The organism is Rhodococcus sp. G-MC3 (assembly GCF_030063335.1).
Taxonomy (GTDB): Bacteria; Actinomycetota; Actinomycetes; order Mycobacteriales; family Mycobacteriaceae; genus Rhodococcoides.
Genome location: NZ_JASISW010000001.1, coordinates 102,204 through 128,989, shown reverse-complemented (window position 1 = coordinate 128,989; position 26,786 = coordinate 102,204). Strand labels below are relative to the sequence as shown.

General features: G+C 61.7%; 26 protein-coding genes. 11 read left to right on the top strand and 15 right to left on the bottom strand.

Annotation, left to right across the window (positions count from 1 at the left end):
* From nuoK to QMK17_RS00550, 13 genes are all read right to left on the bottom strand, one after another.
* Positions 1 to 300 (bottom strand): NADH-quinone oxidoreductase subunit NuoK, encoded by a 300-nt coding sequence (gene nuoK, locus QMK17_RS00610; protein ID WP_283506406.1) that lies wholly within the window; start codon positions 298 to 300, stop codon positions 1 to 3.
* The gene (locus QMK17_RS00605; protein WP_283506405.1) at positions 297 to 1,016 is read right to left on the bottom strand and encodes an NADH-quinone oxidoreductase subunit J; all 720 of its coding nucleotides are present in this window, start codon (positions 1,014 to 1,016) and stop codon (positions 297 to 299) included. The genes nuoK and QMK17_RS00605 overlap by 4 nt, the downstream gene beginning before the upstream one ends.
* The gene (gene nuoI / locus QMK17_RS00600; RefSeq protein ID WP_283506404.1) at positions 1,013 to 1,516 is read right to left on the bottom strand and encodes an NADH-quinone oxidoreductase subunit NuoI; all 504 of its coding nucleotides are present in this window, start codon (positions 1,514 to 1,516) and stop codon (positions 1,013 to 1,015) included. Before nuoI ends, QMK17_RS00605 begins: the two co-directional genes overlap by 4 nt.
* A complete protein-coding gene (nuoH, locus tag QMK17_RS00595; RefSeq protein WP_283506403.1) occupies positions 1,509 to 2,834 on the bottom strand; it encodes an NADH-quinone oxidoreductase subunit NuoH in 1,326 nt (441 codons plus the stop codon). Before nuoH ends, nuoI begins: the two co-directional genes overlap by 8 nt.
* Positions 2,831 to 5,191, bottom strand: a complete 2,361-nt coding sequence (locus QMK17_RS00590; protein WP_283506402.1) for an NADH-quinone oxidoreductase subunit G — start codon at positions 5,189 to 5,191, stop codon at positions 2,831 to 2,833. Before QMK17_RS00590 ends, nuoH begins: the two co-directional genes overlap by 4 nt.
* On the bottom strand, positions 5,188 to 6,486 hold the full coding sequence (nuoF, locus tag QMK17_RS00585; protein ID WP_283506401.1) for an NADH-quinone oxidoreductase subunit NuoF: 1,299 nt from the start codon (positions 6,484 to 6,486) through the stop codon (positions 5,188 to 5,190). The genes QMK17_RS00590 and nuoF overlap by 4 nt, the downstream gene beginning before the upstream one ends.
* Position 6,487: 1 nt before the next feature.
* A complete protein-coding gene (nuoE, locus tag QMK17_RS00580) occupies positions 6,488 to 7,315 on the bottom strand; it encodes an NADH-quinone oxidoreductase subunit NuoE (protein ID WP_283506400.1) in 828 nt (275 codons plus the stop codon).
* Positions 7,312 to 8,643, bottom strand: a complete 1,332-nt coding sequence (gene nuoD, locus QMK17_RS00575; RefSeq protein ID WP_283506399.1) for an NADH dehydrogenase (quinone) subunit D — start codon at positions 8,641 to 8,643, stop codon at positions 7,312 to 7,314. The genes nuoE and nuoD overlap by 4 nt, the downstream gene beginning before the upstream one ends.
* Positions 8,644 to 9,297, bottom strand: coding sequence for an NADH-quinone oxidoreductase subunit C (locus QMK17_RS00570; protein WP_283506398.1), 654 nt, complete (start codon positions 9,295 to 9,297; stop codon positions 8,644 to 8,646).
* The gene (locus tag QMK17_RS00565; protein WP_283506397.1) at positions 9,294 to 9,848 is read right to left on the bottom strand and encodes a NuoB/complex I 20 kDa subunit family protein; all 555 of its coding nucleotides are present in this window, start codon (positions 9,846 to 9,848) and stop codon (positions 9,294 to 9,296) included. The genes QMK17_RS00570 and QMK17_RS00565 overlap by 4 nt, the downstream gene beginning before the upstream one ends.
* Before the next feature lie 43 nt (positions 9,849 to 9,891).
* A complete protein-coding gene (locus QMK17_RS00560) occupies positions 9,892 to 10,251 on the bottom strand; it encodes an NADH-quinone oxidoreductase subunit A (RefSeq protein WP_283506396.1) in 360 nt (119 codons plus the stop codon).
* Between the two features lie 225 nt (positions 10,252 to 10,476).
* Positions 10,477 to 10,860, bottom strand: coding sequence for an Rv3143 family two-component system response regulator (locus tag QMK17_RS00555; RefSeq protein WP_283506395.1), 384 nt, complete (start codon positions 10,858 to 10,860; stop codon positions 10,477 to 10,479).
* A gap of 68 nt (positions 10,861 to 10,928) precedes the next feature.
* Entirely contained in the window at positions 10,929 to 11,441 is a 513-nt protein-coding gene (locus QMK17_RS00550) for a maltokinase N-terminal cap-like domain-containing protein (RefSeq protein WP_283506660.1), read from the bottom strand.
* A gap of 196 nt (positions 11,442 to 11,637) precedes the next feature.
* Between QMK17_RS00550 and QMK17_RS00545 the strand changes: the two genes are divergently transcribed.
* Positions 11,638 to 11,820, top strand: coding sequence for a hypothetical protein (locus QMK17_RS00545; protein ID WP_283506394.1), 183 nt, complete (start codon positions 11,638 to 11,640; stop codon positions 11,818 to 11,820).
* A gap of 1 nt (position 11,821) precedes the next feature.
* Here QMK17_RS00545 and QMK17_RS00540 read toward each other — a convergent pair whose 3' ends face one another.
* Positions 11,822 to 12,361, bottom strand: coding sequence for a dihydrofolate reductase family protein (locus tag QMK17_RS00540; RefSeq protein WP_283506393.1), 540 nt, complete (start codon positions 12,359 to 12,361; stop codon positions 11,822 to 11,824).
* 117 nt (positions 12,362 to 12,478) lie between these two features.
* On the opposite strand from QMK17_RS00540, the gene QMK17_RS00535 reads away from it, so the two are divergent.
* The 6 genes from QMK17_RS00535 to QMK17_RS00510 are packed head-to-tail and all read left to right on the top strand — an operon-like array spanning position 12,479 to position 22,826.
* Entirely contained in the window at positions 12,479 to 14,008 is a 1,530-nt protein-coding gene (locus QMK17_RS00535) for an aldehyde dehydrogenase family protein (RefSeq protein WP_442972661.1), read from the top strand.
* Positions 14,009 to 14,045: 37 nt separating this feature from the next.
* Entirely contained in the window at positions 14,046 to 15,566 is a 1,521-nt protein-coding gene (locus QMK17_RS00530) for an APC family permease (RefSeq protein ID WP_283506392.1), read from the top strand.
* Positions 15,563 to 17,116 (top strand): GMC family oxidoreductase, encoded by a 1,554-nt coding sequence (locus QMK17_RS00525; protein ID WP_283506391.1) that lies wholly within the window; start codon positions 15,563 to 15,565, stop codon positions 17,114 to 17,116. The genes QMK17_RS00530 and QMK17_RS00525 overlap by 4 nt, the downstream gene beginning before the upstream one ends.
* Positions 17,100 to 18,983 carry a putative nucleotidyltransferase substrate binding domain-containing protein gene (locus QMK17_RS00520; RefSeq protein WP_283506390.1) on the top strand — a complete coding sequence of 628 codons (1,884 nt, stop codon included), beginning with the start codon at positions 17,100 to 17,102 and terminating at the stop codon, positions 18,981 to 18,983. The genes QMK17_RS00525 and QMK17_RS00520 overlap by 17 nt, the downstream gene beginning before the upstream one ends.
* A 23-nt stretch (positions 18,984 to 19,006) precedes the next feature.
* The gene (locus QMK17_RS00515) at positions 19,007 to 21,685 is read left to right on the top strand and encodes an MGH1-like glycoside hydrolase domain-containing protein (RefSeq protein WP_283506389.1); all 2,679 of its coding nucleotides are present in this window, start codon (positions 19,007 to 19,009) and stop codon (positions 21,683 to 21,685) included.
* 31 nt (positions 21,686 to 21,716) lie between these two features.
* Positions 21,717 to 22,826 carry an alcohol dehydrogenase catalytic domain-containing protein gene (locus QMK17_RS00510; protein WP_283506388.1) on the top strand — a complete coding sequence of 370 codons (1,110 nt, stop codon included), beginning with the start codon at positions 21,717 to 21,719 and terminating at the stop codon, positions 22,824 to 22,826.
* A gap of 3 nt (positions 22,827 to 22,829) precedes the next feature.
* Here the strand turns inward: QMK17_RS00510 and QMK17_RS00505 are convergent, their stop codons facing one another.
* Entirely contained in the window at positions 22,830 to 23,573 is a 744-nt protein-coding gene (locus tag QMK17_RS00505; protein ID WP_283506658.1) for an ABC transporter ATP-binding protein, read from the bottom strand.
* A gap of 235 nt (positions 23,574 to 23,808) precedes the next feature.
* On the opposite strand from QMK17_RS00505, the gene dapB reads away from it, so the two are divergent.
* The 4 genes from dapB to QMK17_RS00485 are packed head-to-tail and all read left to right on the top strand — an operon-like array spanning position 23,809 to position 26,776.
* The gene (dapB, locus tag QMK17_RS00500) at positions 23,809 to 24,567 is read left to right on the top strand and encodes a 4-hydroxy-tetrahydrodipicolinate reductase (protein ID WP_283506387.1); all 759 of its coding nucleotides are present in this window, start codon (positions 23,809 to 23,811) and stop codon (positions 24,565 to 24,567) included.
* 5 nt (positions 24,568 to 24,572) lie between these two features.
* Entirely contained in the window at positions 24,573 to 25,037 is a 465-nt protein-coding gene (locus QMK17_RS00495) for a tetratricopeptide repeat protein (RefSeq protein ID WP_283506386.1), read from the top strand.
* 1 nt (position 25,038) lies between these two features.
* On the top strand, positions 25,039 to 25,488 hold the full coding sequence (locus QMK17_RS00490) for a flavodoxin family protein (protein WP_283506385.1): 450 nt from the start codon (positions 25,039 to 25,041) through the stop codon (positions 25,486 to 25,488).
* A gap of 58 nt (positions 25,489 to 25,546) precedes the next feature.
* Complete coding sequence (locus QMK17_RS00485; protein WP_283506384.1) at positions 25,547 to 26,776, top strand: winged helix-turn-helix domain-containing protein; 1,230 nt, start codon at positions 25,547 to 25,549, stop codon at positions 26,774 to 26,776.
* Positions 26,777 to 26,786: the final 10 nt, after the last annotated feature.

Below are 26,786 nucleotides of genomic sequence, written 5' to 3'. Positions count from 1 at the left end.
TCAATTCTTCAGCAGGTTGGCGTCGTCGACCGAGGCCGAGCGGCGAGTGCGGAAAATCGTCATGATGATGGCCAGTCCCACAACGACTTCGGCGGCCGCGACCACCATGGTGAAGAATGCGAACACCTGGCCATCGAGGTTTCCGTGCATTCTGGCGAACGTGACGAAAGCAAGATTCGCGGCATTGAGCATCAGTTCGATGCACATGAACACCACGATCGCGTTGCGGCGAAGGAGAACTCCGGCAGCGCCGATCGAGAAGAGCAGAACCGACAGGTAGAGGTAGTTCTCGGGATTCATCTCTGACCGTCCCGGTGGCCGCGGTGCATGGGGTTGACCGACAGCTCCGATGGTGAGCCGTCGGGTAGTCGTGCAGGCCAGTCGACGGCATTGTGCCTGGCATAGACACCAGGGCTGGGCATCGGAGTGACGTGTGTGCCGTCCCTGAAGCGCTGCTCGGACAATGCCCGTTGACCTTTTCGTTCCTCGAAGCGCTCGCGGTGCGCCAGGATCATGGCGCCGATGGTGGCGATGATGAGTAGCGCCCCGGTCAGCTCGAACGCCCACAGGTACCGGATAAAGATCAGTTCGGCGAGCCCCTCGACGTTTCCTGCTGCATTGGCTGCGTCGAGTCCGACGAATTCCGGCCGCCCGGACTCGACGGATGCGTTGCCGATCGCGCCGATGACGACGAGCCCGAAGCCGACGCCGGCGATCACCGCAGCCGGTCGCTGACCCTTCAAGGTCTCGGTAAGTGAGTCGGCAGAGTCCACACCCACCAGCATCAGCACGAACAGGAACAGCATCATCACCGCGCCCGTATAGACCACTACCTGGACGACTCCGAGAAAGACCGCTCCTTGAGCGATATAGAAGACCGCGAAGATGATCATCGTGACCGCGAGGAACAACGCCGAGTAGACGGCCTTCGTCGCGCACACCATCGCGATCGCGCCGATCACCGACAGCCCGCCGAGAAGCCAGAACTGTACGGCCTCGGCGGTGGAGGTGGTCACTGCACCGTTCCTCGGTAGTAATCTGCCGCAGTGGTGTTCTCGGCCATAGGGTGCGGCGCCGCTTCCATGCCCGGTTCCATCGGTGCGAGCAGTCGGTCCTTCTCGTAGATCAGATCGGCGCGGTTGTCGTCGGCGAGTTCGTATTCGTTGGTCATGGTGAGTGCACGCGTCGGGCATGCTTCGATGCAGAGTCCGCACCCGATGCACCGTAGGTAGTTGATCTGGTACACCTGGCCGTATCGCTCGCCCGGTGAGAACCGCTCCTCTTCGGTGTTGTCCGCGCCCTCGACGTAAATCGCGTCGGCTGGGCATGCCCACGCGCACAGCTCGCAGCCGATGCATTTCTCCAGGCCGTCGGCGTACCGATTGAGTTGGTGGCGACCGTGATAGCGCTCAGCTGTAGGAACCTTGTTCTCGGGGTAGAACTCGGTTCCCGGCTTCTTGAACATGGTGGCGAACGTGACACCGAACCCTGCTATCGGGCCGAGAAATTCAGGCATCGCTGCGCTCCTTCACGGATTTTGGAGGGGTCTGTCCTGGAGGGGTCGGTCCGGGGAGGATCTGACCTGGCAGGGGAGGAACCGGGAATCCACCGGCCATAGGATCGAATGGCAGCGGATCGGAGGGCAGCGGATCGGATGGAGGGGGATCGACGTGCGGGCGCGACTCGGTCGGGCGTCCGGGTAGTTCTGCCCTTCGGTGGCTGCGTCGCCACAGCAGCGCCGCTACGAGAACGGCCACAAGCACACTGACCACGACAAGCGCGAAGGCGAACGAACCGTAGCCTTCGAGTCGAAGTGCTCGAACGGCGGCGACCAGCACGATCCACACCAGTGACACCGGGATGAGTACTTTCCATCCCAAATTCATGAACTGGTCGTACCGCAGGCGGGGGAGAGTTGCTCGTAACCAGATGAAGACGAACAGGAATCCCCACACCTTGAAGGTGAACCACAGGACCGGCCACCAGCCGGAGTTCGCACCGTCCCACAGGCTGAGCGGGAACGGAGCATGCCACCCTCCCATGAACAATGTGGTCGCCAAAGCGGACACCGTCACCATGTTGACGTATTCGGCGAGCATGAACATCGCGAAATTCAGCGACGAATATTCGGTGTGGAAACCGCCGACCAATTCGCCCTCGGCCTCGGGCAGATCGAACGGTGCTCGGTTGGTTTCACCGACCATCGACGTGACATAAATCAGAAACGATGGAAAGAGTAAGAAGATGTACCAGGTATTCGACTGTGCAGCAACAATTCCCGACGTCGACATGGTTCCGGCGTAAAGGAAGACGGCAGTGAACGACAATCCCATCGCGATTTCGTAAGAAATGACCTGGGCAGTGGAGCGAAGGCCGCCGAGAAGCGGATACGTCGATCCCGACGCCCAACCAGCCAGCACGATTCCGTACACACCGACGGAGGTGACTGCCAAAATGTACAGCACCCCCACCGGGAAATCGGTCAACTGCAACGGTGTTCGGGTTCCGAAGATGGAGACTTCCGGGCCGAAGGGGATAACCGCGAATGCCATGAACGCAGGCACTGCAGCGATCACCGGCGCAAGAAGATAGATCGGTTTGTCGACTCCCTTCGGGACGATGCCTTCCTTGAGCGCCAACTTGACACCGTCCGCGAGGCTTTGCAGCATTCCGCCCGGCCCTACCCGGTTGGGTCCGACGCGCATCTGCATACGAGCCATCACTTTGCGCTCCGCGAGGATGGCGATGAGGGGTGTCAGGATGAGAAAGACGAAGACGGCAACGGCTTTGCCGACCACCAGCCACCAGGGATCGGTGCCGAATCCGGCGATCACGACTCTGCTCCGACGGTAATCGAGATCCGAACGAGGCTCCCGTTGCCGACGCCCAGAGCTGCGTTCACTTCCGAACCGGGTGAGCGAAGCGGAAGCCACACCACACGATCCGGTAAAGGGGTGATGGCCAGGGGCAGGGTGAGCTTCCCCTCGTCTGAACTCACCGTCACCCAGTCGCCTTGGACCGCGCCGATTTCGTGAGCTGTCGATGCCGACAACCGAGCCACGGGAGTACGCGATGTTCCCGCGAGGTGCGGCTCACCGTCCTGCATGCGTCCTGAATCCAGCAGCATGCGCCAGGTCGAAAGGAGAGCCTCACCGGCTGCGGGAGTGGGTATCGCACCGTGCTGCCGGGATACGAAGTCAATGCGGCTGCCCGACCATACCGAGAGTGCAGCGATCTCGCTCCTGGCGGTCGCAACGTCGGGCAGATCGATGGGGAAGTCCATTTCGGCAGCAAGTGCATGCAGCACACGGCCGTCGGACAGCGAACGTGCGCTGGAAATCGCCGAGTCGAACGATCTGGGCCTGCCTTCCCAGTCCACGAACGTGCCCGCTTTTTCTGCGACGGGGGCAACAGGAAACACGACGTCTGCGCGGTCCGTGACGCTGCTCTGTCTGATTTCGAGACTGACGACGAAAGACGCAACGTCGATGGCTGCGGCGGCACCTGCCGGATCAGGCAGGTCCGCAAGTTCCACACCGCCGATAACCAGGGCCGAGCCCGACCGCGCGGCCTCGAGGATCGCGGATGTGCACAGGCCGGTTTTGTCGGGAAGTTCGGACACTTCCCAGTGCTGCGCCAATTCGGTCCGAGCCGACTTGTCTCCTACCGGACGGCCACCCGGTAGGAGATTCGGCAGTACGCCCATGTCGAGTGCGCCACGATCGCCCGCGCGGCGAGGGATCCACGCAACGGTCGCCTCTGTCCTGGCCGCGAATTGCGCCACCGCAGAGAGGCCACCCGGTGTTTCGGCCAGCCGCTCACCGATGAGGACAATCGTGCCGGGACCCATGTTGTCCAGTTGGTCAAGAACGGCAGCCTCGCCTGTGGGAAGGCACTGAATCAACGTGGCGCCGAGCTTGGTGACTCCGGGAGAGGCGAACGGCGCGATGGCATGAACCTTCTGATTGTTGATACGCACGGCCTTGCGGAGTCGAAGGAAGACAATGGGGGATTCTTCCTCGGGCTCGAAGCCGACGAGGAGCACAATGGGTGCCTGCTCCAGGCGTTGGTAGGTGACGTCCATTTCACGACCGGCGACGTGCGCCGCAAGGAATGCGGTCTCCTCGTCGCTGTGTGCTCGGGCCCGGAAGTCGATGTTGTTGGTGCCGAGCGTGACTCGGGCGAACTTCGAGTACGCGTACGCATCCTCTAGTGTCGATCGGCCGCCGACGAGTACACCGACGTCGCGACCTGCCGCGGATAGTCCTGCCGCGGCAGCCGCCATCGCTTCGGACCACGAGGCCGGTGCGAGTACGCCGTCGGATCCGCGAACGAGAGGCCCAGTAAGGCGATCACGTTCGGTGGCATAGGTGAATGCCCACCGTCCTTTATCGCAGTTCCACTCTTCATTGACTGCCGGATCGTCTCCCGCCAGGCGGCGTAGAACCTTGCCGCGGCGGTGGTCGGTCCGTTGCGCGCATCCGCTTGCACAGTGCTCGCAGGCGCTCGGTGTCGACACCAGATCGTACGGTCGCGCGCGGAATCGGTAGGCAGCGCCAGTGAGCGCGCCAACGGGGCAAATCTGGACCGTGTTGCCGGAGAAGTACGACTCGAACGGTTCGTTCTCGTAGATGCCGACCTGTTGCAGCGCCCCGCGTTCGATAAGTTCGATGAACGGGTCACCTGCTATCTGCTGTGAAAAACGGGTACATCTGGCGCACAGCACACATCTCTCTCGGTCCAGAAGAACTTCCGAGGACAGAGGTATCGGCTTGGGATAGGTGCGCTTGACGTCGGTGAACCGCGATTCCGACCGACCGGAGGACATCGCCTGGTTCTGGAGCGGGCACTCGCCGCCCTTGTCACAGATCGGACAGTCGAGGGGGTGATTGATCAGAAGGAGTTCCATCACCCCTTCCTGAGCTTTCGCCGCCGCGGGTGAACTGACCTGGGTGTGAATCACCATTCCGGCGGCCACCGTGGTCGTGCACGATGCCACTGGCTTTCGCTGACCCTCGACTTCGACGAGGCACTGGCGGCACGCGCCAACAGGCTCCAGCAACGGGTGATCGCAGAACCTGGGGATCTGAATGCCGCTCATCTCGGCAGCTCTGATCACGAGAGTGCCTGACGGTACCTGGACTTCGGCTCCGTCGATGGTGACGGTGACAGTCTCGATTTCGCCGTTCATGAGGTGAGTTCTCCCGCCATCAGGGTGGAACGATGTGGGTCGAACGGGCACGGCGCGCCGATATGCGCGACGTACTCGTCACGAAAGTGCTTCAGCGACGAAGTGATCGGGCTGACGGCGCCGTCGCCGAGTGCGCAGAAGGACTTGCCGAGAATGCTGTCCGCAATATCGAGAAGGGTATCGAGATCGGCTTCCGTGCCGCGGCCGGTTTCGAGCCGCTCGTAGATCTGGACCAGCCAGTATGTCCCCTCGCGACAGGGTGTGCATTTGCCGCACGACTCGTGAGCGTAGAACTCCGTCCAACGGCGGACCGCGCGGACGACGCACGTGGTGTCGTCGAAGATCTGAAGCGCCTTCGTTCCGAGCATCGACCCCGCGGCGCCGACACCCTCGTAGTCCAACGGAACATCGAGATGCTCGTCGGTGAAAATTGGCGTTGACGAGCCACCGGGCGTCCAGAATTTCAGCGAGTGCCCCGCCCGAACGCCGCCTGCGTACCCGAGGAGTTCACGCAGCGTGATCCCTAGTGGTGCTTCGTACTGGCCGGGTGTTGTGACGTGGCCGGACAATGAGTAGAGCGTGAAACCGGGAGATTTCTCGCTGCCCATCGAGCGAAACCAGTCGACGCCGTTCCTGAGGATGGCCGGCACGCTGGCTATCGATTCGACGTTGTTCACCACTGTCGGGCACGCATAGAGACCGGCAACAGCCGGAAAAGGTGGACGCAGGCGGGGTTGTCCCCGACGGCCTTCGAGAGAATCGAGCTGCGCCGTCTCTTCTCCACAGATGTATGCGCCGGCGCCCGCATGGACAACGACGTCCAGATCGAACCCACTCCCCATGATGTCTGCACCGAGGTAGCCGGCAGCGTAGGCGTCGGCGACGGCAGCATGCACCCGCCTCAGGACCGGAACCACTTCGCCGCGCAGATAGATGTAGGCGCGGTGTGCGCGGATTGCGTACGCCGCGATGATGATTCCCTCCAGCAGCACTTGAGGGGTTGCGAGTAGTAGCGGCATATCCTTGCACGTGCCGGGCTCGGACTCGTCGGCGTTGACGACAAGATAGTGCGGCTTGCCGTCGCCTTGCGGGATGAAGCTCCACTTCATGCCAGTGGGGAAGCCGGCCCCACCTCGCCCGCGTAGACCAGCATCCTTGACGAGCGCAATGATGTCGTCGGGCGCCATCTCGAATGCGCGCCGCAGACCGACGTAACCGCCATGGCGCTCATAGGTTTCCAGTGTCCAGGACTCTGGATCGTCCCAATAGCTGCTCAGTACCGGCGTCAATGGCACGTCAGTTTCCCTTCTCGGGCGGAACGGATTCTTCGGGTGCCGGAGCAGGCTTGTCCTTGGTCGTGGCTGCCGCGTTCGCTTCCTCCGAACCCAGCGGCGCCGAACCGGTATCGCTCGGCGTCGATGCCACCGGCGCGCTCATTCCGGACTGCTGTGCGATGCGCAATCCGGCCAGGGTCGGCGCGCCTGCGGTACCGCCTGCGTGGACAGCTCCGAGTCGGTCGTCGGGGAAGCCTGCGAGAATTCGTTCCGTCTCCCTGAACGTGCACAGCGACGCTCCACGAGTAGGAACCACCGCCTCATCGGAGCGCAACGCATCGACCAGCGAACGTGCCGATTCAGGTGTCTGGTTGTCGAAGAACTCCCAATTCACCATCACGACCGGTGCGTAGTCGCATGCGGCGTTGCACTCGATGTGAGTCAATGTCACCGCGTTGTCCGAAGGGTCGAGATGATCCTCCAGTGCCTCGAGGATCGCGTCCCCGCCCATCACAGCGCACAGTGTGTTGGTGCATACCCCGACCAAATAGTCGCCGGTCGGTTCACGGCGGTACATGGAGTAGAACGTTGCGACTGCTGTGACCTCGGCACCCGTGAGTCCCAATTTCGCTGCGCAGAATTCGATCCCGGCCGGGGAGACGTAGCCATCTTCCGATTGAACGAGATGGAGAAGGGGCAGCAGGGCCGACCGTGCCATCTCCGGATCGGGCGAGTCAGGAGGTGAGTACCGCGCAACTATCGCTGTAGCGTCGTGATCCAGTCGCGCTCGCACGTCGTCGGGATACGGAATCGGGCGGGTTCCGAGCTGTAAGTACACCTTCTCGCTCACCGGTCCACTCCGCCCATGACGGGATCGATGCTCGCAACGGCCGCGATGACGTCGGCGACCATCCCTCCCTCGCAGGTGGCGGCGACAGCTTGAAGATTGGTGAACGACGGATCGCGGTAGTGGACTCGGAACGGCCGGGTTCCTCCGTCACTGACCATGTGGACGCCGAGTTCACCTCGAGGCGATTCCACCGCCACGTACACCTGTCCCGGCGGCACCCTGAACCCCTCGGTGACCAGCTTGAAGTGATGTATCAGCGATTCCATCGACGTGTTCATGATGTCGCGGACGTGCTCGGTCGAGTTACCCATTCCGTCGGGCCCGACGGAGAGGTCTGCAGGCCAGGCGATTTTCTTGTCGTCCACCATGATCGGGCCGGGTCGAAGTCGATCCAGAGCTTGCTCGACAATTTTGAGGGACTCCTTCATCTCCGCTACGCGAATGATGTAGCGGCCGTACGCATCACATCCGGAGTCGACGCAGACATCGAATTCGTAGTCTTCGTAGCCGCAATATGGCTGCGACACACGGAGATCGTGAGGAAGGCCCGTGGATCGGAGCATCGGGCCGGTGATCCCAAGTGCCATACAGCCGGTGAGATCGAGATATCCGATTCCTTTGGTGCGGGCCTTCCAGATTCGGTTGTCGTCGAGCAGATTCGACATGTCCTGCAGCCTGCCAGGGAGGACCTTCAATAGTTCTCGAATCTTCGGTACAGCGTCGTCGGGAAGATCCTGGGCCAGCCCGCCCGGCCTGATGTAGGCGTGATTCATGCGGAGGCCGGTGATTGTCTCGAATACATCGAGTATCAACTCGCGTTCACGGAACCCGAACAGCATCGCCGTGACGGCTCCGAGTTCCATTCCGCCTGTAGCCAATGCGACGAGGTGCGAGGAGATCCGGTTGAGCTCCATCAACATCACCCGTACGACGGTCGCTCGTTCGGGGACCTCGTCGGTGATGTCGAGTAGCTTCTCGACGCCGAGGCAGTACGCGGTCTCGTTGAAGAACGGGGACAGGTAATCCATTCGGGTGACGAACGTGACCCCCTGGGTCCAATTACGGAACTCCAGATTTTTCTCGATGCCGGTGTGTAGGTAGCCGATTCCACACCTGGCCTCGGTGACCGTCTCGGCCTCGATCTCCAGGATGAGCCTCAGTACACCGTGCGTCGAGGGGTGCTGCGGCCCCATGTTGACGACGATGCGTTCCTCGGCCGAACTTGCGGAAGTCTCGGCCGCCGCCGCGACAATGTCGTCCCAGTCCTGCCCCGACACGGTGAAAGCCTTTTCACTACCTGCGATGTGGTTGCCCGCGAAGTCGGTCATCTAGTTGTACTCCCGCCGTCGATCGGGTGGAGGAATGCTGGCGCCTTTGTACTCGACCGGTATTCCGCCGAGGGGATAGTCCTTGCGTTGGGGATGGCCGACCCAATCGTCGGGCATCTGAATTCGAGTGAGCGAGGGATGACCGTCGAACTGGATGCCGAAGAAGTCGTAGGTCTCGCGCTCGTGCCAGTCGTTCGTGGGGTAAATTCCGACCAAGCTTGGTATGTGCGGATCCGATTCGGGCACAGAGACTTCCAACCGAATACGGCGATTGTGGGTGATCGACAGCAACGGATACGACGCATGGAGCTCGCGTCCTTCGTTCTGTGGGTAATGAACCCCGTTCACCCCCAGGCACATTTCGAAGCGAAGTTCGGGCTGGTTTCGCAGGGTCGTCGCTACACGAAGTAGATGTTCTCGCCGAACGTGCAGAGTGAACTCGCCGCGAAATACGATGACTGCCTCGATCGCATCGTCGAATTCCACTCCGGCCGAGTGCAACGAGCCTTCGAGATCGTCCGCCACTGCATCGAAGTATCCGCCGAACGGGCGCGCTGAACTACCCTGGGCGAGAACTGGAACGACCAATCTGCCATAGCCCGACGTGTCGCCGGAACCGTGCACACCGAACATTCCCCGTCGATCGGCGGTCACCGCAGCAACCCTTTCAGCTCGATGGTCGGCCGAGACTTGAGTGCGGCTTCTTCCGCGGCACGGGCAACTTTCTCGCGGTCCACGCCGAGTGGCATCTCTTGGATTTTCTCGTGCAACTTCAGAATCGCGTCGAGCAGCATTTCTGGCCGGGGTGGGCACCCTGGTAGATAAATGTCGACCGGCACGACATGGTCGACGCCCTGAACTATCGCGTAATTGTTGAACATTCCGCCCGAGGACGCGCACACACCCATCGCGAGAACCCATTTCGGTTCCGCCATCTGGTCGTAGATCTGCCGGAGTACCGGCGCCATTTTTTGACTCACCCGCCCCGCGACGATCATCAGGTCTGCCTGTCTCGGTGACGCCCGGAAGGCCTCCATTCCGAAGCGCGCGATGTCGAATCGCCCGGAGCTGGTAGCCATCATTTCGATTGCGCAGCATGCGAGACCGAACGTGGCAGGCCACAGTGAGCCCTTACGGACGTAACCGGCGAGCCCTTCCACTGTGCTCAGTAGAAAGCCGCTCGGAAGCTTCTCCTCGAGACCCATGTCAGACCCTTCTGTTTCTCTTGCGGCGACAGTCTTGTGCGCCTCAGTCCCAGCTCAACCCGCCTCGACGCCATTCGTAGGCGTACGCCACGGCGGCGCTGACGATGAACATTCCCATCGCGAGCAGGCCAAAGATTCCGAGAGCGTCGAAATGAACGGCCCACGGATAGAGGAAGACGATTTCGATGTCGAAGATGATGAACAGCATCGCCGTCAGGTAGAACTTCACCGGATACCGGCCGGCGCCCATCGGCTGCGCGGTCGGTTCGATTCCGCACTCGTAGGCATCCAACTTCGCGCGGTTGTAGCGCTTGGGGCCTACGAATGCAGCGATGACCACTGACACGAGAGCGAAGACGACGGCGACAGCGCCCAAGACCAGAATAGGGATGTACTCGTTCAACCTGTTCGCCTCTCCGCGCCTGCCTTGTGGGCATCTGAAGGAGCTCCGTCGGCCAAGAGGTACTTAGCCAATATATAAATGTGAGCTGAAACATAGCCTACCGGTGCGATGCCCCGCCTTGTCATGGTTTTCGGCCTGCAACGTGAGTGTGTTGCCGATAAAGTTGATCTTGCCCCCGTCGGGGCCCTCGGCCAGTCAGAATCGCTTGTGACCGACGGGTTTCGATCAGTTTCGTAGCAGCTCGGTGACCGCGCGAGTGAGCACGAATGGGTCTATCGGGTGTGACACGGCAGCCTCGGCCCCTGACCAATCCGCCAGCCACCTGTCGTCCGGACGACCGGTGAGAACTACGAGCGGGGGGCAGTGCTCGATTTCGTCCTTCAATTGCTTTGCGACGCCCATGCCGCCGGCCGGTGTGGCCTCGCCGTCAAGGATCGCCAGGTCGATGCCGCCGGTGTCCAGGTGATGAATCACCATCGGTTCACTTGCAACCTCGATGTACTCGAACTCCGGGAGCGCTGAATCGGGATGCTTTCCGATCGCGGTGGTGACCTCGGCGCGCGTGTTGGTGTTGCTGCTGTACACGAGGATGCGCAACGGGGCGGTCACGTGGGCGATGCTACGTCGCTATCCGCAGTGTCGTAGAGGTTTCGGGATGTTAGGTAATCCTCTGTCGGTCAACAGAACCGTCCTGCTCCTTGCATAGTTCGTGGGGCGCGTTCGGCGGGAGGGGACATTGCAGCCCGGCGGGCCGCAATCGTCAGCGAAGAGCGGCAAGCGCGAGGACGACGGGTGTCGACTGTCCCGGCCAGGTTCCGGACAGGTCCGGGTCGGCCGGCGCTCGTGCATGAGCGGTCGACGAGACGAGGTACGTCGAGCCGAAGGCGATCCGATTCGATTCTCGCTACAGTGCCGGCCGACTCGAAAGTAACCGAAGTGATTGCGGGAGCATCTTTGTCGCCGCTTCCCCTCACTCGTGTGGTTACCTTCAGCTTCTCGGTCGGTACCGGATGGTCGTAATTCAAGTCTGCCTGCACGCCGCCGGTCAAAATTGTCCTCGCCAGCGCCTGCGCGTACACAACATCGGCCACACCGTCGTATACCCATCGCCGGCCGAGTGCCGAATGCTCCATCACGCAGATCAGGGATTCCTCGACTCCGGGGAGCGGCGCTGCACGGTGCTGGGCGATATTTCGGCATCGTGGATGGGGCCATGCCTCGAACGCTACCGAGCCCTCCGTCTCGGTTCGCGGTTTCGTTTCGGATCAAGGTGTAACGGATCGTGCAGACGGGTTGATTAGTTATTCAACTCCGGTGTGCGGTGCCGCAGACCCCCGACTCGGCACCGCCCCGGAGTCCTATCGGACGGCAGTAGGAAGGAATTCGATGCGCGACTACGTGAGCGACCGGTTTCCGCATGGAGACGGACTCAGCGATGACGTGTTGACGGAGTTCGGTGTCAGTCGACAAGGCTTCGTGGGGAGGCTGCGAGAGATTCTTCTCCAGAACCCGCCGCCCGAAGGGCTCGATGAAGCCGACGTCGCGCACTTGCTCGCTGTCTGCTCCTGATTCATTTGATTCCGTAACTCAGTATTGCGTTTCCTGCGCTGGTCATCCGCGAGCACTGCAGTTCGAGCCTCGTCAGGGGATCTCCCGTTTGGAAGATCCGTCGACCCCTACCCACGACGACCGGATGCGTCATGAGGGTCAGGGAATCGATCAACCCGGCGAAGAACAGGCTTCGTACCACGGTGATCCCTGCACAGACTGCGATATCACCGCCTGTGGACTGCTTCAGCGATGCCACGAATTCGTGCACATCCGACTCGATGAGCGTCGAGTTCTCCCAGGCGAGGTCGCCGGTCAAGGTGGATGACGCGACAAACTTGGGCACCGGGTTGATGAACGCGGCGAAGTCGCTCACGGTCGTCGGCCAGTAACCGGACCACTCCTGGTAACCGACGCGCCCGAGGATGACCGTGTCCACTCGCTCCATCATTGCTGTCAGCCCTTCGCCCATTTCTGAATCGAAACTGTCGAACTGCCATTCGTTCGGCGCTTCGACCACTCCATCGACCGAATGAAACAGTCCGGCTGTCACCTTGCGCATGTCGTCTCCTTCTATTGCTGGGTTGCACAAATTTGGACCCGTCGGGTTCTAGGAACTCATCGCGGGATTACCGTTGTCATCTGAAGTCTCCATGTCGGAAGCGAGAAGGGTGCCACCGTGTCGGAAGCAGGCAACGCAGCAATCGAACGAGCAAACCTCCGTCCCTCGCTCCTGATCGATGGACAGTGGTCGGGGGCATCGGACGGGGGAACCCGCGAGATCATCGATCCTGCCACCGGAGGAGTCGTCGTCGCGGTGGACGAGGCAACGCCGGACGACGCCCGCCGGGCGGTTGCCGCTGCGCGAAGAACGTTCGACGACGGAGCTTGGTCTGCGAAGCCGGTCGCAGAACGTACCGCGCTGTTGTCGACCATTGCCGATCTGCTGCAACGCGACAAGGAGCAACTCGCTCGGATCGAGACGCTCGATACCGGAAAGACGTTGGCCGAGAGTCGAATCGACATCGACGACGTCACATCTGTCTTTCGCTATTACGCGGAGCTCGCCGCTGTGCACGTCGACCGATTGGTCGACGTCGGTCGCCCCGAAGTGATCAGCCGCGTCGTCCACGAACCCATCGGTGTGTGCGTGATGATCGCGCCCTGGAACTATCCGCTTCTGCAGATTTCGTGGAAGATTGCGCCTGCGTTGGCAACCGGATGCACGATGGTGCTCAAGCCGAGTGAGGTCACACCTCTCAGCACCATCGCATTCGCAAAACTCGCCGAGGAAGCCGGAGTGCCGAGCGGAGTCATCAACCTCCTCCAAGGCAGTGGTGCCGTTCTGGGAGAGGCGTTGACCGCGAACCCCGACGTCGACTTCATCTCGTTCACCGGTGGACTGGCAACGGGTCGCGTCATCCTCGCGTCCGCAGCGGCCAACGTCACCAAAGTTGCCGTTGAACTGGGCGGCAAAAATCCGCACATCGTCTTCGCCGACGCCGTGGCCGATCAACAAGCGTTCGACAACTCGGTGGATCACGTCCTCACCGGAGTATTTCTCCACTCGGGGCAGGTGTGCTCGGCAGGAACCAGGCTGATCATCGAGGAGTCGATCGCCGACCGGTTCGTCGAAGCGGTTGCCGACAGGGCGCGTGGAATACGGATGGGATCGGGACTGGAGGAGACGAGCGAAACCGGCCCACTCGTGTCCGAGGCTCAGCGGACGAAGATCGAAGGGTTCGTCGCGCTGGGTGTCGAGGAAGGCGCGGAACTCGTCGTCGGCGGCGTTCGCCCGGACGACCCGACGCTCGCCGACGGCAGTTACTTCCTGCCTACCATCTTCGACAAATGTGACAGGACGATGAAAATCGTGCAAGAGGAGACATTCGGCCCCATACTCACTGTTGAGCGTTTCACAACCGAGGAGGAGGCATTGCGACTCGGCAACGACACGAACTACGGCCTCGCTGCGGGTGTCCGAACGTCGGACAGTGCACGAGGCGAGCGGATGGTGCGCGGTCTCCGTCATGGGACGGTGTGGCTCAACGATTTCGGCATTTATACAGCCGCTGCGGAATGGGGCGGCTTCAAGCGTTCGGGTAACGGGCGAGAACTCGGCCCGTCCGGTTTGTCCGAGTATCAAGAAGCGAAGCACATTTGGCACAACACCTCGCCAACGGCGGCAGGTTGGTTCGAAACCCGATAGTTACCCTTGGTTCTGCCACAGAGAGGCAGTGCACAATATGACACTCAATACCGACAGCGGTATGGACGATTTCGGATACAAGGAATCGCTCGATCGAAGCCTGGGAAAATTCGCTAGTTTTGCGGCAGGCGTAAGTTACATCTCGATCCTCACCGGAACGTTCCAGCTGTTCTATTTCGGATTCGGTACCGCGGGCCCGGCATATCTCTGGTCGTGGCCGATGGTGTTCGTCGGCCAACTCTGTGTCGCACTGTGTTTCATGGAGCTGGCAGCGAAGTACCCGGTAGCGGGGTCGGTGTACAACTGGTCCAAACTGCTTGGTCGTCGTATCGTCGGTTGGTCGGCAGGGTGGCTGATGTTGACCGCCTCGATCGTGACTCTCTCCGCCGTCGTGCTGGCGCTGCAGTTGAACCTTCCCAGGATCTGGAGTGGATTCCAGATAATCGGCGATGGGAGCGGCGACAACGACTTCGCCACCAATGCAGTTCTACTCGGCGCGATCATGATCGCAATCACCACGACGATCAACGCTCTCGGGGTCAAACTCATGGCGATGATCAACAGCACCGGGGTGTTCATCGAGCTCATCGCGGCAGTCCTCATCGCGATCATTCTCGCAGCCAACATCACACGTGGACCTGAGGTGTTCTTCTCGACGAACGGTTACGGCGCAGGCGAAAGCGGTGGGTTCCTCGGGGCGTTCCTCGTCTCATCCCTGGCTTCCGGCTACGTCATGTACGGATTCGACACGGCGAGTTCGCTCGGGGAGGAGACCGTCGAACCGAGGCGCACCGCTCCCAAGGCAATTTTGCGGGCAATCCTTGCATCGTTCGTGATCGGTGGTGCCATCCTGGTATTTGCAGTCATGGCAGCACCGGATCTGGAGGATCCGGCGCTCGGTACACCCGAGGGGAGTCTTCAATCGATCGTCGAATCGGTGATGGGAGGACCGCTGGGCACGATCTTCCTGATCTGCATCGTGATTGCCGTGATCGTCTGCTCGCTGGCCGTGCACACAGCCGCGATCAGACTGACGTTCGCAATGGCCCGAGATAACGCGCTGCCGTTCGGCGAAAGCCTGGCCAGGGTCAACCCCAAGACTCAGACGCCCGTCGTGCCTGCGATCACGATCGGGGTCCTTGCAATTTTGATCCTGGTGGTCAACGTCGGTCAGCCGCAGATCTTCACGGTGTTGACCTCGATCGCAATCATCATGATCTACCTCGCGTACCTGATGGTCACCGGACCGCTCCTCGTCAAGCGATTCAAGGGTGAGTGGCCACCGAAGGATCTGAAGCCGGGCGGCTACTTCACCATGGGGAAATTCGGCATGTTCGTGAACATTGTCGCCGTCGTTTGGGGAGCCGCCATGGCACTCAATCTGGCTTGGCCACGGGTCGCGGTATACGGCAGCCCCTGGTACAACACGTGGGGTGCATTCGTCTACATCGGCGCCATTCTTCTACTGGGCCTGGCCTGGTACGGGATCAAGGGTCGTCACCATATCGGTACGTTGAAGTCGCACGCATCCACCGGTGAGGAGAGGAGCACAGCGTGACCGATACGGTCTTCGATTACGTCATAGCAGGAGGCGGCACGGCGGGATGCGTTCTCGCGGCCCGGTTGAGCGAGGACCTCGACGTGACAGTGTGTCTCGTCGAAGCAGGCCCCACCGACGTCGGCGACGACAACATTCTCGAACTCTCCGAATGGATGCATTTGCTCGACTCCGGCTACGACTGGGACTATCCCATCGAGCCGCAGGAACATGGCAACAGCTTCATGCGCCACGCCCGAGCGAAAGTGCTCGGTGGATGCTCGTCGCACAACTCGTGCATCGCATTTCATCCACCGGCCGCAACCCTGGACGACTGGGAAGCAGCAGGCGCAACCGGGTGGGGGTCGAAGGACATCCTCCCGTTCGTGGCGCGGGTCGAGAACAACGACACCGGACGCGGGCACGCTGGCCCGGTGCGGATCAGGGACATTCCGCCCGAGGATCCTTGCGGTGCAGCAGTGTTGCAGTCCGCTGCGAAAGTCGGTCTGCCGACCGTTCGGTTCAACCGCGGCGACACTGTTCTCAACGGCGCCGGATGGTTTCAGATCAATGCAGGTGAAGACGGTAAGCGCATGTCCACCTCGCATGCTTACCTGCATCCGATCCTGGGTTCACGCCCCAACTTGGAGGTGCGAACCAACTGTTGGATCAGTGAGATCCTCATCGACGAGTCCGTGACAGCGACCGGAGTCCGCTACCAGCGGCCTGACCTCACTGGGTACGACACCGTCACTGCTCGCCGCGAGGTCATCGTCACTGCCGGCGCAATCGATACCCCGAAGCTGTTGATGTTGTCCGGTATCGGACCGGCGGAGCAATTGCGCAGTATGGGTATTCAGGTGCGCGTCGATTCGCCCGGAGTCGGTGAGAATCTCGACGACCACGTCGAAGGCCTCGTGTTCTGGGAGGCGTCGCGGCCGATGGTGACAACGTCCTCGCAATGGTGGGAGATCGGCGTCTTCGCCACGACCGAACCGAACCTGAATTATCCGGACCTGATGATGCATTACGGCAGTGTTCCGTTCGACATGAACACACTGCGGTGGGGATACCCGACCACCGACAATGGATTCTGCCTGACGCCCAACGTCACTCAGGGACAATCGAGAGGAACCGTCAGACTACGAAGCCTCGACTTCCGGGATCGCGCGAAGGTCGATCCGCGATATTTCACGGATCCGGACGGGCACGACGACGCAGTGATGCTTGCCGGACTGAAGTTGGCCAGAAAAATCGCAGCAGAAGATCCAATGGCCTCGTGGATCGAACGCGAACTAGCGCCAGGTCCCGACGCTGTCACCGACGACGACCTCCTCGATTACGTTCACAAGACACACAACACGGTGTATCACCCGGCAGGTACTGCGCGCATGGGCGCACTCGACGACGCAATGGCGGTGCTGGACCCCGAACTCAGAGTCAAAGGCGTCAAAAATCTACGCGTGGTGGATGCATCGGCGATGCCGAAGCTACCGTCGGTCAATCCCAACATCACCGTCATGACGATGGCGGAGAAATGTGCAGATCTGGTTCGTGGACGACGCAGCTGAATTCCTGAGCCGGTACCCGCCGTTCCTCACGGCAACTCCCGGCGAGCTTACCGAGCTCGCCGGGAGTGCACAACGAGTCGAATATCCGACGGGCGCGAAGATTCTCGACGTCGACATGCGTGACGTAGATTCCGTGTGGGTGGTTCGAAGCGGCCGAGTGGTGGTTCTGCAGCCCGACGAATCATCGCCGACAGCGATTCCCATCGACGTTATCGAGACGGGCGGGGTTTTCGGCTTCTCGGCCATGCTGTCGGGTGCGACAATCGGATTCGTCGCTCGCACAAGCGAACCCAGTGTGATATTTCAGCTTCCCGGCGCACTGATGCGCCCGTTGTTTGCGAAGCCGGCAGGGCTGGCGTTCCTCGCCGACGCTGTGGCCTCGGCGACGGCGCAACTCGGTGGCCCGACCGACAAGACGACCAAGAGAACCGTTGGCGAATTGATCGCGGGACCCGCGGTTGTGGTCGACACCGACACCTCGGTCCGCGATGCGGTACGAGAGATGACCGAGCGTGGTGCCTCCTGCGTCGTCGTACCTCTTCGCGACGGCTCCTTGGGGATTTTCACCGACAGTGACCTTCGTATTCGAGTGGTAGCAGCAGGAATAGGCGTCGACACCCCGATTTCGGCGGTGATGTCCGCCCCGGCCGAGACGGTCACCCCGGATCGGCTGGCCGCAACCGTGCTGGTGGACATGCTCGAACGGGGACTCCGGCACATGCCCGTCGTGAGTGCGCGTGGGGAAGTTCTCGGCGTCATCGAAGACGCCGAATTGCACGCGGCTTCGACGCGGCGGAGCTTCGTCCTCCGTCGATCGGTGGCGCTTGCTGAAAACTCGGGCGATCTGATCGAGGCCGCGCGCCGAATTCCGCGCCTGGCCGTCGACCTGTTTCGGGGTGGAACCGAAGCCCTCGCAGTCAGCGCCATCCTCTCGGTGGTGATCGACAGTGTTGTACGACGTGCCTTGGAACTGGAATGGTCCGCCCATCCCGAAGTGCCTCGTAGCGAGGTGGCGTGGCTGACGCTCGGCAGCGTCGCTCGCCGTGAGGCCATGCCGTCCTCGGATGTGGACAGCGCGCTGACGTGGTCGGATCGGTTACCGGATCCGGCCGACGGTGATCGCACGAGGGATACCGCTCTGATGGACCTGGCGGCCAGAGTGCATCGGACTCTCGACTCGTGCGGACTGCCTGCCGACTCCAACGGGGCTGTGGCCAGCTCGCCCAGGTTCGCGAGGTCGGCTGAACAGTGGCGATCAGCAGCACGGCACTGGCTCAGCACCCCCTTCGGCGACCGAAGTAATCCAGCGAGTGACTCCGGCCTGATCATGTCCTCGCTTCTCGTCGACGGCAGAGTCGTGTGGGGAAATCGCGAATTGCACACGGTGCCGCAGGTGTACCGATCGATGGCGTTGGATCACCCGGATGCACTCCGTCTTCAATTGCGCGCCGCGCTCGCGGCGCGTGCGCGGCTCCGATCGATGCGCGACGTGCTGGCCCGACGCGGCGGGACCTTCGATCTGAAGTCTCATGCGATCACCCCGATCGTCAACCTCGCTCGTTGGGGCGGACTGTCCGTCGGTGTCGCCTCGGCGTCGACGCCCGCCAGGCTCGCGGCAGCGTCGGGTAATGGGCTGGTGACGGACCGAGACGTGGAGATACTGACCGAGGTCTTCGACTTGCTGCAACGGTTGAGGCTCGGGCACCAGATCAAGCAGGTCGAAGCGGGAGTGCCTCCCGGGGACGTGGTGGTGATGGCCGAGCTTTCTGCGCTCGAGCGGAGCCTGCTCGGCGATGGAGTCCGTGAAATCGCCGCTGTCCAACGACGCGTCGGCTTCCTGGCGAGCAACGTCGGCGTGCGACTGTGAGCTCGGGATAGCAGACTGATGCCGTGACCGACGCCGCTGACACGACCGCACCATCGCCGACGACAGAGCATTCGCGGCTCGCCGAATCGCCAGGCGTCAGTGGACCGTGGCGACAATGGGGCCCGTACCTGGCTGGCCGGCAGTGGGGGACCGTCCGCGAGGACTACTCCGCGGACGGAGATGCTTGGGAGTCCTTCCCGTTCGATCAGGCCAATGCCCGTGCCTATCGGTGGGGTGAAGACGGTCTCGGAGGCATCAGTGACCGCTTCGGGTTCCTGAATTTCGCGTTCGCGCTGTGGAACCGAAAGGACCCGATCCTCAAGGAACGGCTCTTCGGGCTGACCAACGGTGAAGGCAATCACGGCGAGGATGCCAAGGAATATTGGTGGGTCGTCGACGGGACCCCGACACACAGTTGGATGCAGTGGCTCTACCGGTACCCCCACGCCGAGTACCCGTACCAGCAGCTTCGTGAGGAGAACGCGAAACGTGGACGTGACGAGCGTGAATACGAACTTTCGGACACCGGAATCCTCGCCGAGAACAGATTTTTCGACGTTCAGGTGACCTACGCGAAAGCGTCTCCCGACGATATCTGCATCGTCATCTCGATCACCAATCACGGTCCCGAGGCCGCATCGGTGGATCTTCTTCCGCATCTGTGGCTGCGGAACACCTGGGCGTGGGGGCGCGACGAACGTGGCGGTCTGCTGAGCGAAGTGGTTCCTCCCCAATTGCAGTCGGGGGGTATCAAGGCTGTCGAAGCCGTGCACAGCTTCCTTGGAAAGTACTTCCTGAGTGCCGAGGGCAAGCCCGACGTCCTCTTCTGCGACAACGAGACCAACGCTGCCGAACTGTGGGGCCAGGAGAATCGCACGGGCTACAGCAAGGATGGCATCGGCCACCGAGTGATCGACGGCGACGGCACCACCGTAAATCCGGACAAGACGGGGACCAAAGCAGCATTCTGGTTCAGCTTCGACGATATTGCGCCCGGTGCCACCGTCGAAGTGAAATTGCGCCTGTCCACCAACGAACCGGATGAGCAGACGTTCGGACGCGGATTCGACGCAGTGGTTGCCGATCGCCGGGCCGAGGCCGACGAGTTCTACGGGGCCGTCATCGGTGCCGATATCGATGAGAGCGATCGCCACATCGCGCGCCGCGCCTATGCCGGTTTGCTCTGGACGAAACAGCTGTACCGTTACGACGTCGAACAGTGGCTCGAGGGCGACAAGGTCGGTGTACCTGCCCCCGATTCGAGACGCGGGCCAGGAGCTAGGAACACACACTGGCAGCACCTCTCGCTTGCCGACGTCATCTCCATGCCCGACGAGTGGGAGTATCCCTGGTTCGCGGCTTGGGACCTGGCCTTTCACACGATTCCGCTCGCGCATGTCGATCCGGACTTCGCCAAGGAGCAGCTTGTACTGATGTGCCGCGAGTGGTCGATGCATCCCAACGGACAACTGCCGGCCTACGAGTGGGAGTTCGGTGACGTCAACCCACCGGTGCACGCGTGGGCGGCATGGCACGTCTATCGCATCGACGGATATCGTGACCGCGAATTCTTGGTCCGGGTCTTCACCAAATTGCTGCTCAACTTCGCATGGTGGGTCAATCGGAAGGACTCCGAGGGCTCGAATATCTTCGAGGGAGGCTTCCTCGGTATGGACAACATCGGCCTGTTCAACCGTTCTGCACCGTTGCCCCCTGGATTCCGGCTGGAGCAGTCGGATGCGACGAGTTGGATGGCCTTCTACTGCCAACAGATGTTCAAGATTTCGCTCGAACTCGCGCGTCACGACCGCGCGTGGGACGACGTCGCCACCAAGTTCTTCGTGCACTTCCTTTCCATTGCTCGTGCCGTCAAATCCTTCGGTTCGCAACATATCTCGCTGTGGCACGAGGAAGACGGGTTCTTCTATGACGTCCTCGTGCCGCCGCAGGGGGATGCGGTGCCTTTGCGGGTGCGATCGATGGTGGGATTGTTGCCGATCCTCGGTGCTACCGAGATTCCGTCGTGGGTGGAGAAGGAGTGCCCCGATTTGACGGCCCGGCTGCGCTGGATTCAACGTCGCAGGCCCGAGATGGTCTCGCCGCTGCTGGCTCGCAAGGACGGCGACGAAGTGCGCATCCTGCTCTCGCTCGTCGAACCCGAACGCCTCAGACGAGTGCTCGCGCGGATGTTCGACTCCGAGGAGTTCTTGTCGCAGTTCGGTATTCGGTCGTTGTCGGCGTCGTATCGCGATGGTGTCACGTATGAAATCGACGGCCGTAGCTTGTCCATCGAGTACGAGCCGGGCGAGTCGCGGACCGGCATGTTCGGTGGTAACTCGAACTGGCGAGGTCCCATCTGGTTCCCGGTCAATGTGCTCTTGGCTGACAAGCTGCGAGCGTATGGCCGTCACTACGGCAATTCGTTCACTATCGAGATCCCGACCGGCTCCGGTAATCACTGCACCTTGACCGACGCCGCCGATCTCATCGACAACGGGTTGTCGGCGTTGTTCCGGCCCGTCGACGGCAAACGACCCGCTGACGGGCAACGGATCGAGTCCAGTGACGATCCGCTGTGGAGCGTCCACCCGACGTTCAACGAGTACTTCGACGGCGATACCGGGGAGGGACTCGGCGCGTCCCACCAGACCGGATGGACGGGGCTGGTGGCCCATCTGTTGCATCCGCGCCTTCCGCTGTAAACGACTTTCCGTGCTCACCTAGAGTGATGTCATGAAGATCCGCGGCGCAGTACTCGAGGAAATCGGACGATCCAGGCCCTTCGCAGAATCTCGGCCGATTTCGATTTCGGAACTCGAACTCTCACCCCCCGGAGACGGTGAGCTCCTGGTCCGCATCGAGGCTGCCGGGCTGTGCCATTCGGACCTGTCGGTAGTCGACGGCAATCGCGTTCGGCCCGTGCCGATGCTGCTGGGTCACGAAGCAGCGGGGCGCGTCGAATCGGTCGGCGCCGGTGTCGACGACCTGCCCGTAGGGACCAGAGTGGTGATGACGTTCCTCCCCAGATGCGGCGAATGCGCAGGCTGTCTGACCGACGGTCAGATGCCCTGTGTTCCGGGCAGTGCGGCGAACAACGTCGGCACTCTCCTCGGTGGCGGCGAACGGCTGACCCGCGACGGACACGATGTCAAACACCATCTCGGCGTATCCGGCTTCGCCACCTATGCCGTGGTGAGCCGTAAGTCCGTCGTTCCGGTCGGCGACGACATTCCTGCCGATGTTGCTGCCGTCCTCGGCTGCGCGGTGCTGACGGGCGGGGGAGCAGTGCTCAACGCAGGGCAGCCTCGCGAAGGTCAGTCGATCATGGTCGTCGGTCTCGGAGGCGTCGGGATGGCTGCCGTTCTGACCGCGGTATCCGTCGGCGTCGGCGAGGTCATCGGTGTAGACGGAGTGCCCGCCAAGCTCGCGACGGCTCGTGAACTCGGTGCAACACAAACGTATTCGCCTGCCGAGCGCGAGGAGAAGGGAATCAAGGCGGACATCGTCATCGAAGCCGCGGGTAACGCACGCGCATTCGAGGCCGCGGTGGCAGCAACGGCACCCGGTGGCAAGACAATCACTGTCGGTCTGCCGGCACCGGATGCCCGGTCGTCGATTTCGCCACTCGGGCTGGTAGCGGAAGCTCGCACCATCATCGGAAGTTACCTGGGTTCGGCGGTACCGGCTCGCGACATTCCGAAGTACGCCCAAATGTGGCGCGAGGGCCGATTGCCGGTGGAGAAGCTGATAAGTTCACGCATCGGTCTCGACGAGATCAACCGCGGCATGGACGAACTCGCCGACGGCAATGCCATCCGTCAGGTCATCACGTTCGATCAGTGAGCTCTAGCTGGCCGTTGCGATCCATCTACCTCCCACACGGCTGATGTCGATCGGGTGATCGAAGCACTGGCTGATGTTCTCGGTTGTGATGACGTCATCGACGTGTCCCTTGGCAGTGATTCGGCCCCCACGGATGAGCACCGCATGTGTTGTCGAGGTCGGTATCTCCTCGAGATGGTGGGTGACGAGAATGCTGGCGAGGGTCTCGTGGTTGGCGCGCAGGCTGTCCAGGGCTGTCAGAAGTTGTTCTCGCGCAGCGAGATCCAATCCGGTGGATGGCTCGTCGAGCAACAGTAGTGCCGGGTTCGAAAGTTGTGCCCGCGCGATGAGTGCCCTGCCGCGCTCACCCTGGGACAGGGTGTACCAAGGTGATTGCAACCGGTGTTCGACACCGAGCGAGCAGATCAGTGCATGGGCCCGTTCCCTTTCTTCGTCGGTCGCGGACCAGCGTGGAATCAGGTCCGGGGTGTTCGTGAGGCCGGTCAACACCGTCTCGAACAAAGTCAGTGACGGCTCGACCCGAAGGCGTGGGTCCACGTGACCGATGTGGGTACGCAACTCCCTCATATCGACGCGTCCGAGCCTGTGGCCGAGCACATGCACGCTTCCGTGGGTCGGGTGGACGAATGCGCCGAGCAAGCTGAGCAGGGTGCTCTTGCCTGCACCGTTCGCGCCGAGGAGAACCCAATGTTCGCCCTGCTCGACGCGAACCGATGCATCTCGCAGAAGGTAGCGCCCGTTTCTCATGAGGTCGACATTGTCGGCGCGCAGAACGGTCTTGGTCTCGGTACTCACAGATCGACCGTATCGCCGTCCGTCGATCCCGCCGGGCTAGGGCGCACAGTGTGAGTCAGGTCGGCGCGGCGAAGTCGGAATCCGCACAACGATCTCGACCGATCCGTTACCGCCGTACTGGGGATCCACCGAAGTCAGTAAGATTGGGCCGGTGTCAGGAGAGTCGCAGAACGAGAGTGGAGCAGTCGTGAGTTCAGAAGGATCCATCCGAGTCGGTGTGCTCGGTGCCCGAGGCAAGGTTGGGCAAGCGATCACCGCCGCCGTCGAAGCAGCGGACGGACTCGAACTCGTGGCTTCGGTGGATCAGGGCGATCCGCTGTCGACTTTCATCGACGCATCGACTCAGGTAGTAGTCGACTTCACGCATCCTGATGTCGTCATGAACAACCTGCAGTTCCTCATCGAGAACGGCATTCATGCGGTTGTCGGCACCACCGGTTTCGACGACGAGCGATTGGCGACGGTTCGGTCGTGGCTTGAATCTTCGCCCGAAACCGGGGTACTGATTGCGCCGAACTTTGCGATCGGTGCAGTCCTGTCCATGCGTTTCGCGCAGCAGGCCGCCCGGTTCTTCGATTCGGTCGAAGTCATCGAACTCCATCACCCGAACAAGGCCGACGCTCCGTCCGGCACGGCATATCGGACGGCCGAACTCATTGCCGAAGCGAGAGCGGAAGCAGGCGTCGCCAAGAGTCCGGATGCCACCACCGTGGAATTCGACGGGGCGCGCGGCGCCGACGTCGACGGCGTGCGCGTCCATTCGATCCGCCTCGCCGGACTCGTGGCCCATCAAGAAGTCATTCTCGGCACGCTCGGTGAGACGTTGACCATTCGTCACGATTCACTGGACCGCACGTCGTTCGCCCCCGGCGTGCTCCTCGGTGTGCGCAAGATAGCCGGACGGCCTGGCCTGACCGTCGGCCTCGATTCGTTCCTCGATCTGTGATCGCAATGAACAAAGCAACCAAGGTCGTGTGCATCATCGGCGTGATGGTGCTGGTGCTCGGCTTCTACTTCTACCTGCTGGGGAGCCGCGGAGTCTCGTTGATCCAGACTGGTGGGCCGGTGAGCATCGGTCTGGGCATCGGTGTGATCCTGCTCCCGATCATCGGCATCTGGATCGTGTGGGCAACACTGAAGGCCGGATTCGATCATCAGCATCTTGCTCGCAGAATTCACGACGAAGATCTCGAGTTGGACGTCTCGGAGATGCCGAAGATGCCGTCGGGCAGGATATCTCGCGAGGCAGCGGACACGATGTTCGAGCAGGTCAAGGGCGAGTGGGAAAAGGACCCCGACAACTGGCGGAGTTCCTACCGACTGGCCCGGGCATACGACTACGCGGGTGACCGAGGTCGTGCGCGCGAGACGATGAAGCGCGCAGTGGCGCTCGAACGCGACGAGTCCGCTTCCTGAGATGCCCACACTCCTCGTGGTCCATCACACTCCGTCCCCGGCCACCCGGGAACTCCTCGAGTCGGTTCTGGCAGGTGCCGGGGATCCGGACATCGAAGGAGTGACCGTCCGGAGTGTCCCGGCACTCGGAGCAACGATCCCTGATGTACTCGGCGCCGACGGTTACCTGTTCGGAACGTCCGCGAATTTCGGCTACATGAGCGGCGCTTTGAAGCATTTCTTCGACACCACCTACTACCCGTGCTTCGGCGCCGTCGCCGGGCGGCCGTACGGAGTCTGGGTGCACGGAAACAACGACACGGTGGGTGCAGTATCTGCGGTAGCGAAGATCGCGGTGGGGTGGGGGCTCGACCAAGCCTGTGCCGCAGTGGAACTGACGTCAGTCGACAAAGTTGCCCGCGAAGCCTGTTACGAGCTCGGCGGCACGCTCGCGGCGACGCTGATGGGCTGAAGCTGGTGTGAAAGGCGCGCCGCGGGATTCTGTCGGTGCGCCGTGGCAAGGTTGCCACATGCGCGAGATGAGTGCGGCGATGGCGCGGCGGACAGCTTTGGCCGCTCAGGGTTTGGCGTCGCCACATTCGGTTACCGAGCAGGGTGCATCCTCGCGTGCGGTCCACGCGGCTATCGACCGCACAAAGCTGCTTCAGATCGACTCGGTGTCGGTGCTGGTCCGAGCGCATTATGCGCCGATATTCAGCCGCGTCGGCAAGTACGACCGCGCTGTGCTGGACAGAGCGGCATGGACGGACACCGCGCGCAGGCCTCGCAAGATGGTCGAATACTGGGCCCACGAGGCCGCATTGATCCCGGTTGAGGACTGGCCGTTGATGCGGTGGCGCACCGAACTGTACGAGCACGGACGGTGGGGCGGAGCCAAGTCGATTCTCGAACGCAATCCCACGCTGACCGACGACGTGCTCGACGTGATCGCCGATGGCGGACCGGCGAGCGCCGGTGAGATCGAACGAGCCCTCGAGGTGGAACAACCGGGACGCAAAGGACTGTGGTGGGATCGGAGCGAGGTCAAGGTCGTCTGCGAGCAGCTGTTCGCAGCGGGTGTGGTGTCGGTTGCGACGCGCGTCGGCTTCGTTCGACACTATGACCTGACCGAGCGGGTAATTCCTGCAGAGGTCCTTGCGCAGAAAGTATCCGAGCCCGATGCGGTGCGCAGCTTGATCCGTCGTTCGGCCGTTGCGCTCGGTATCGCGACCGAACCGGATCTACGTGACTACTACCGGCTCTCGCAGAAGCAGGCCAAGCGAGCGGTCGCCGAACTCGTGGAAGAGGGCGCGCTCGAACCCGTCGAAGTTCGAGGCTGGGGTGTACCGGCGTACCTGCACACCGACGCTCGAATCCCACGAATGGCTCGCGGCGCAGCTCTGCTGTGCCCGTTCGACCCGATGATCTTCTTTCGGCCGCGAGTGGAACGAATCTTCGACTTCCACTACCGCATCGAGATCTACACGCCGCAGCCCAAACGTATCCACGGGTATTACGTCTTCCCGTTTTTACTCGACGGCGAGCTCGTCGCCAGAGTAGATCTCAAACAAGATCGGGTGCGGTCCGAACTTCAGGTTCTCGGGGCCTTCGTCGAGGGTGATCGAGACGCGGCAATCATCGCCCAGGCGCTCAGTCCGGTGCTTCGTGAAATGGCCGACTGGCTCGAACTCGAGACAGTCGTACCAGGGGAGCGTGGAGATCTGATACCTGCTCTCGTCTCGATGGGTGAGCTTTTCTGAGTTCGTTCAG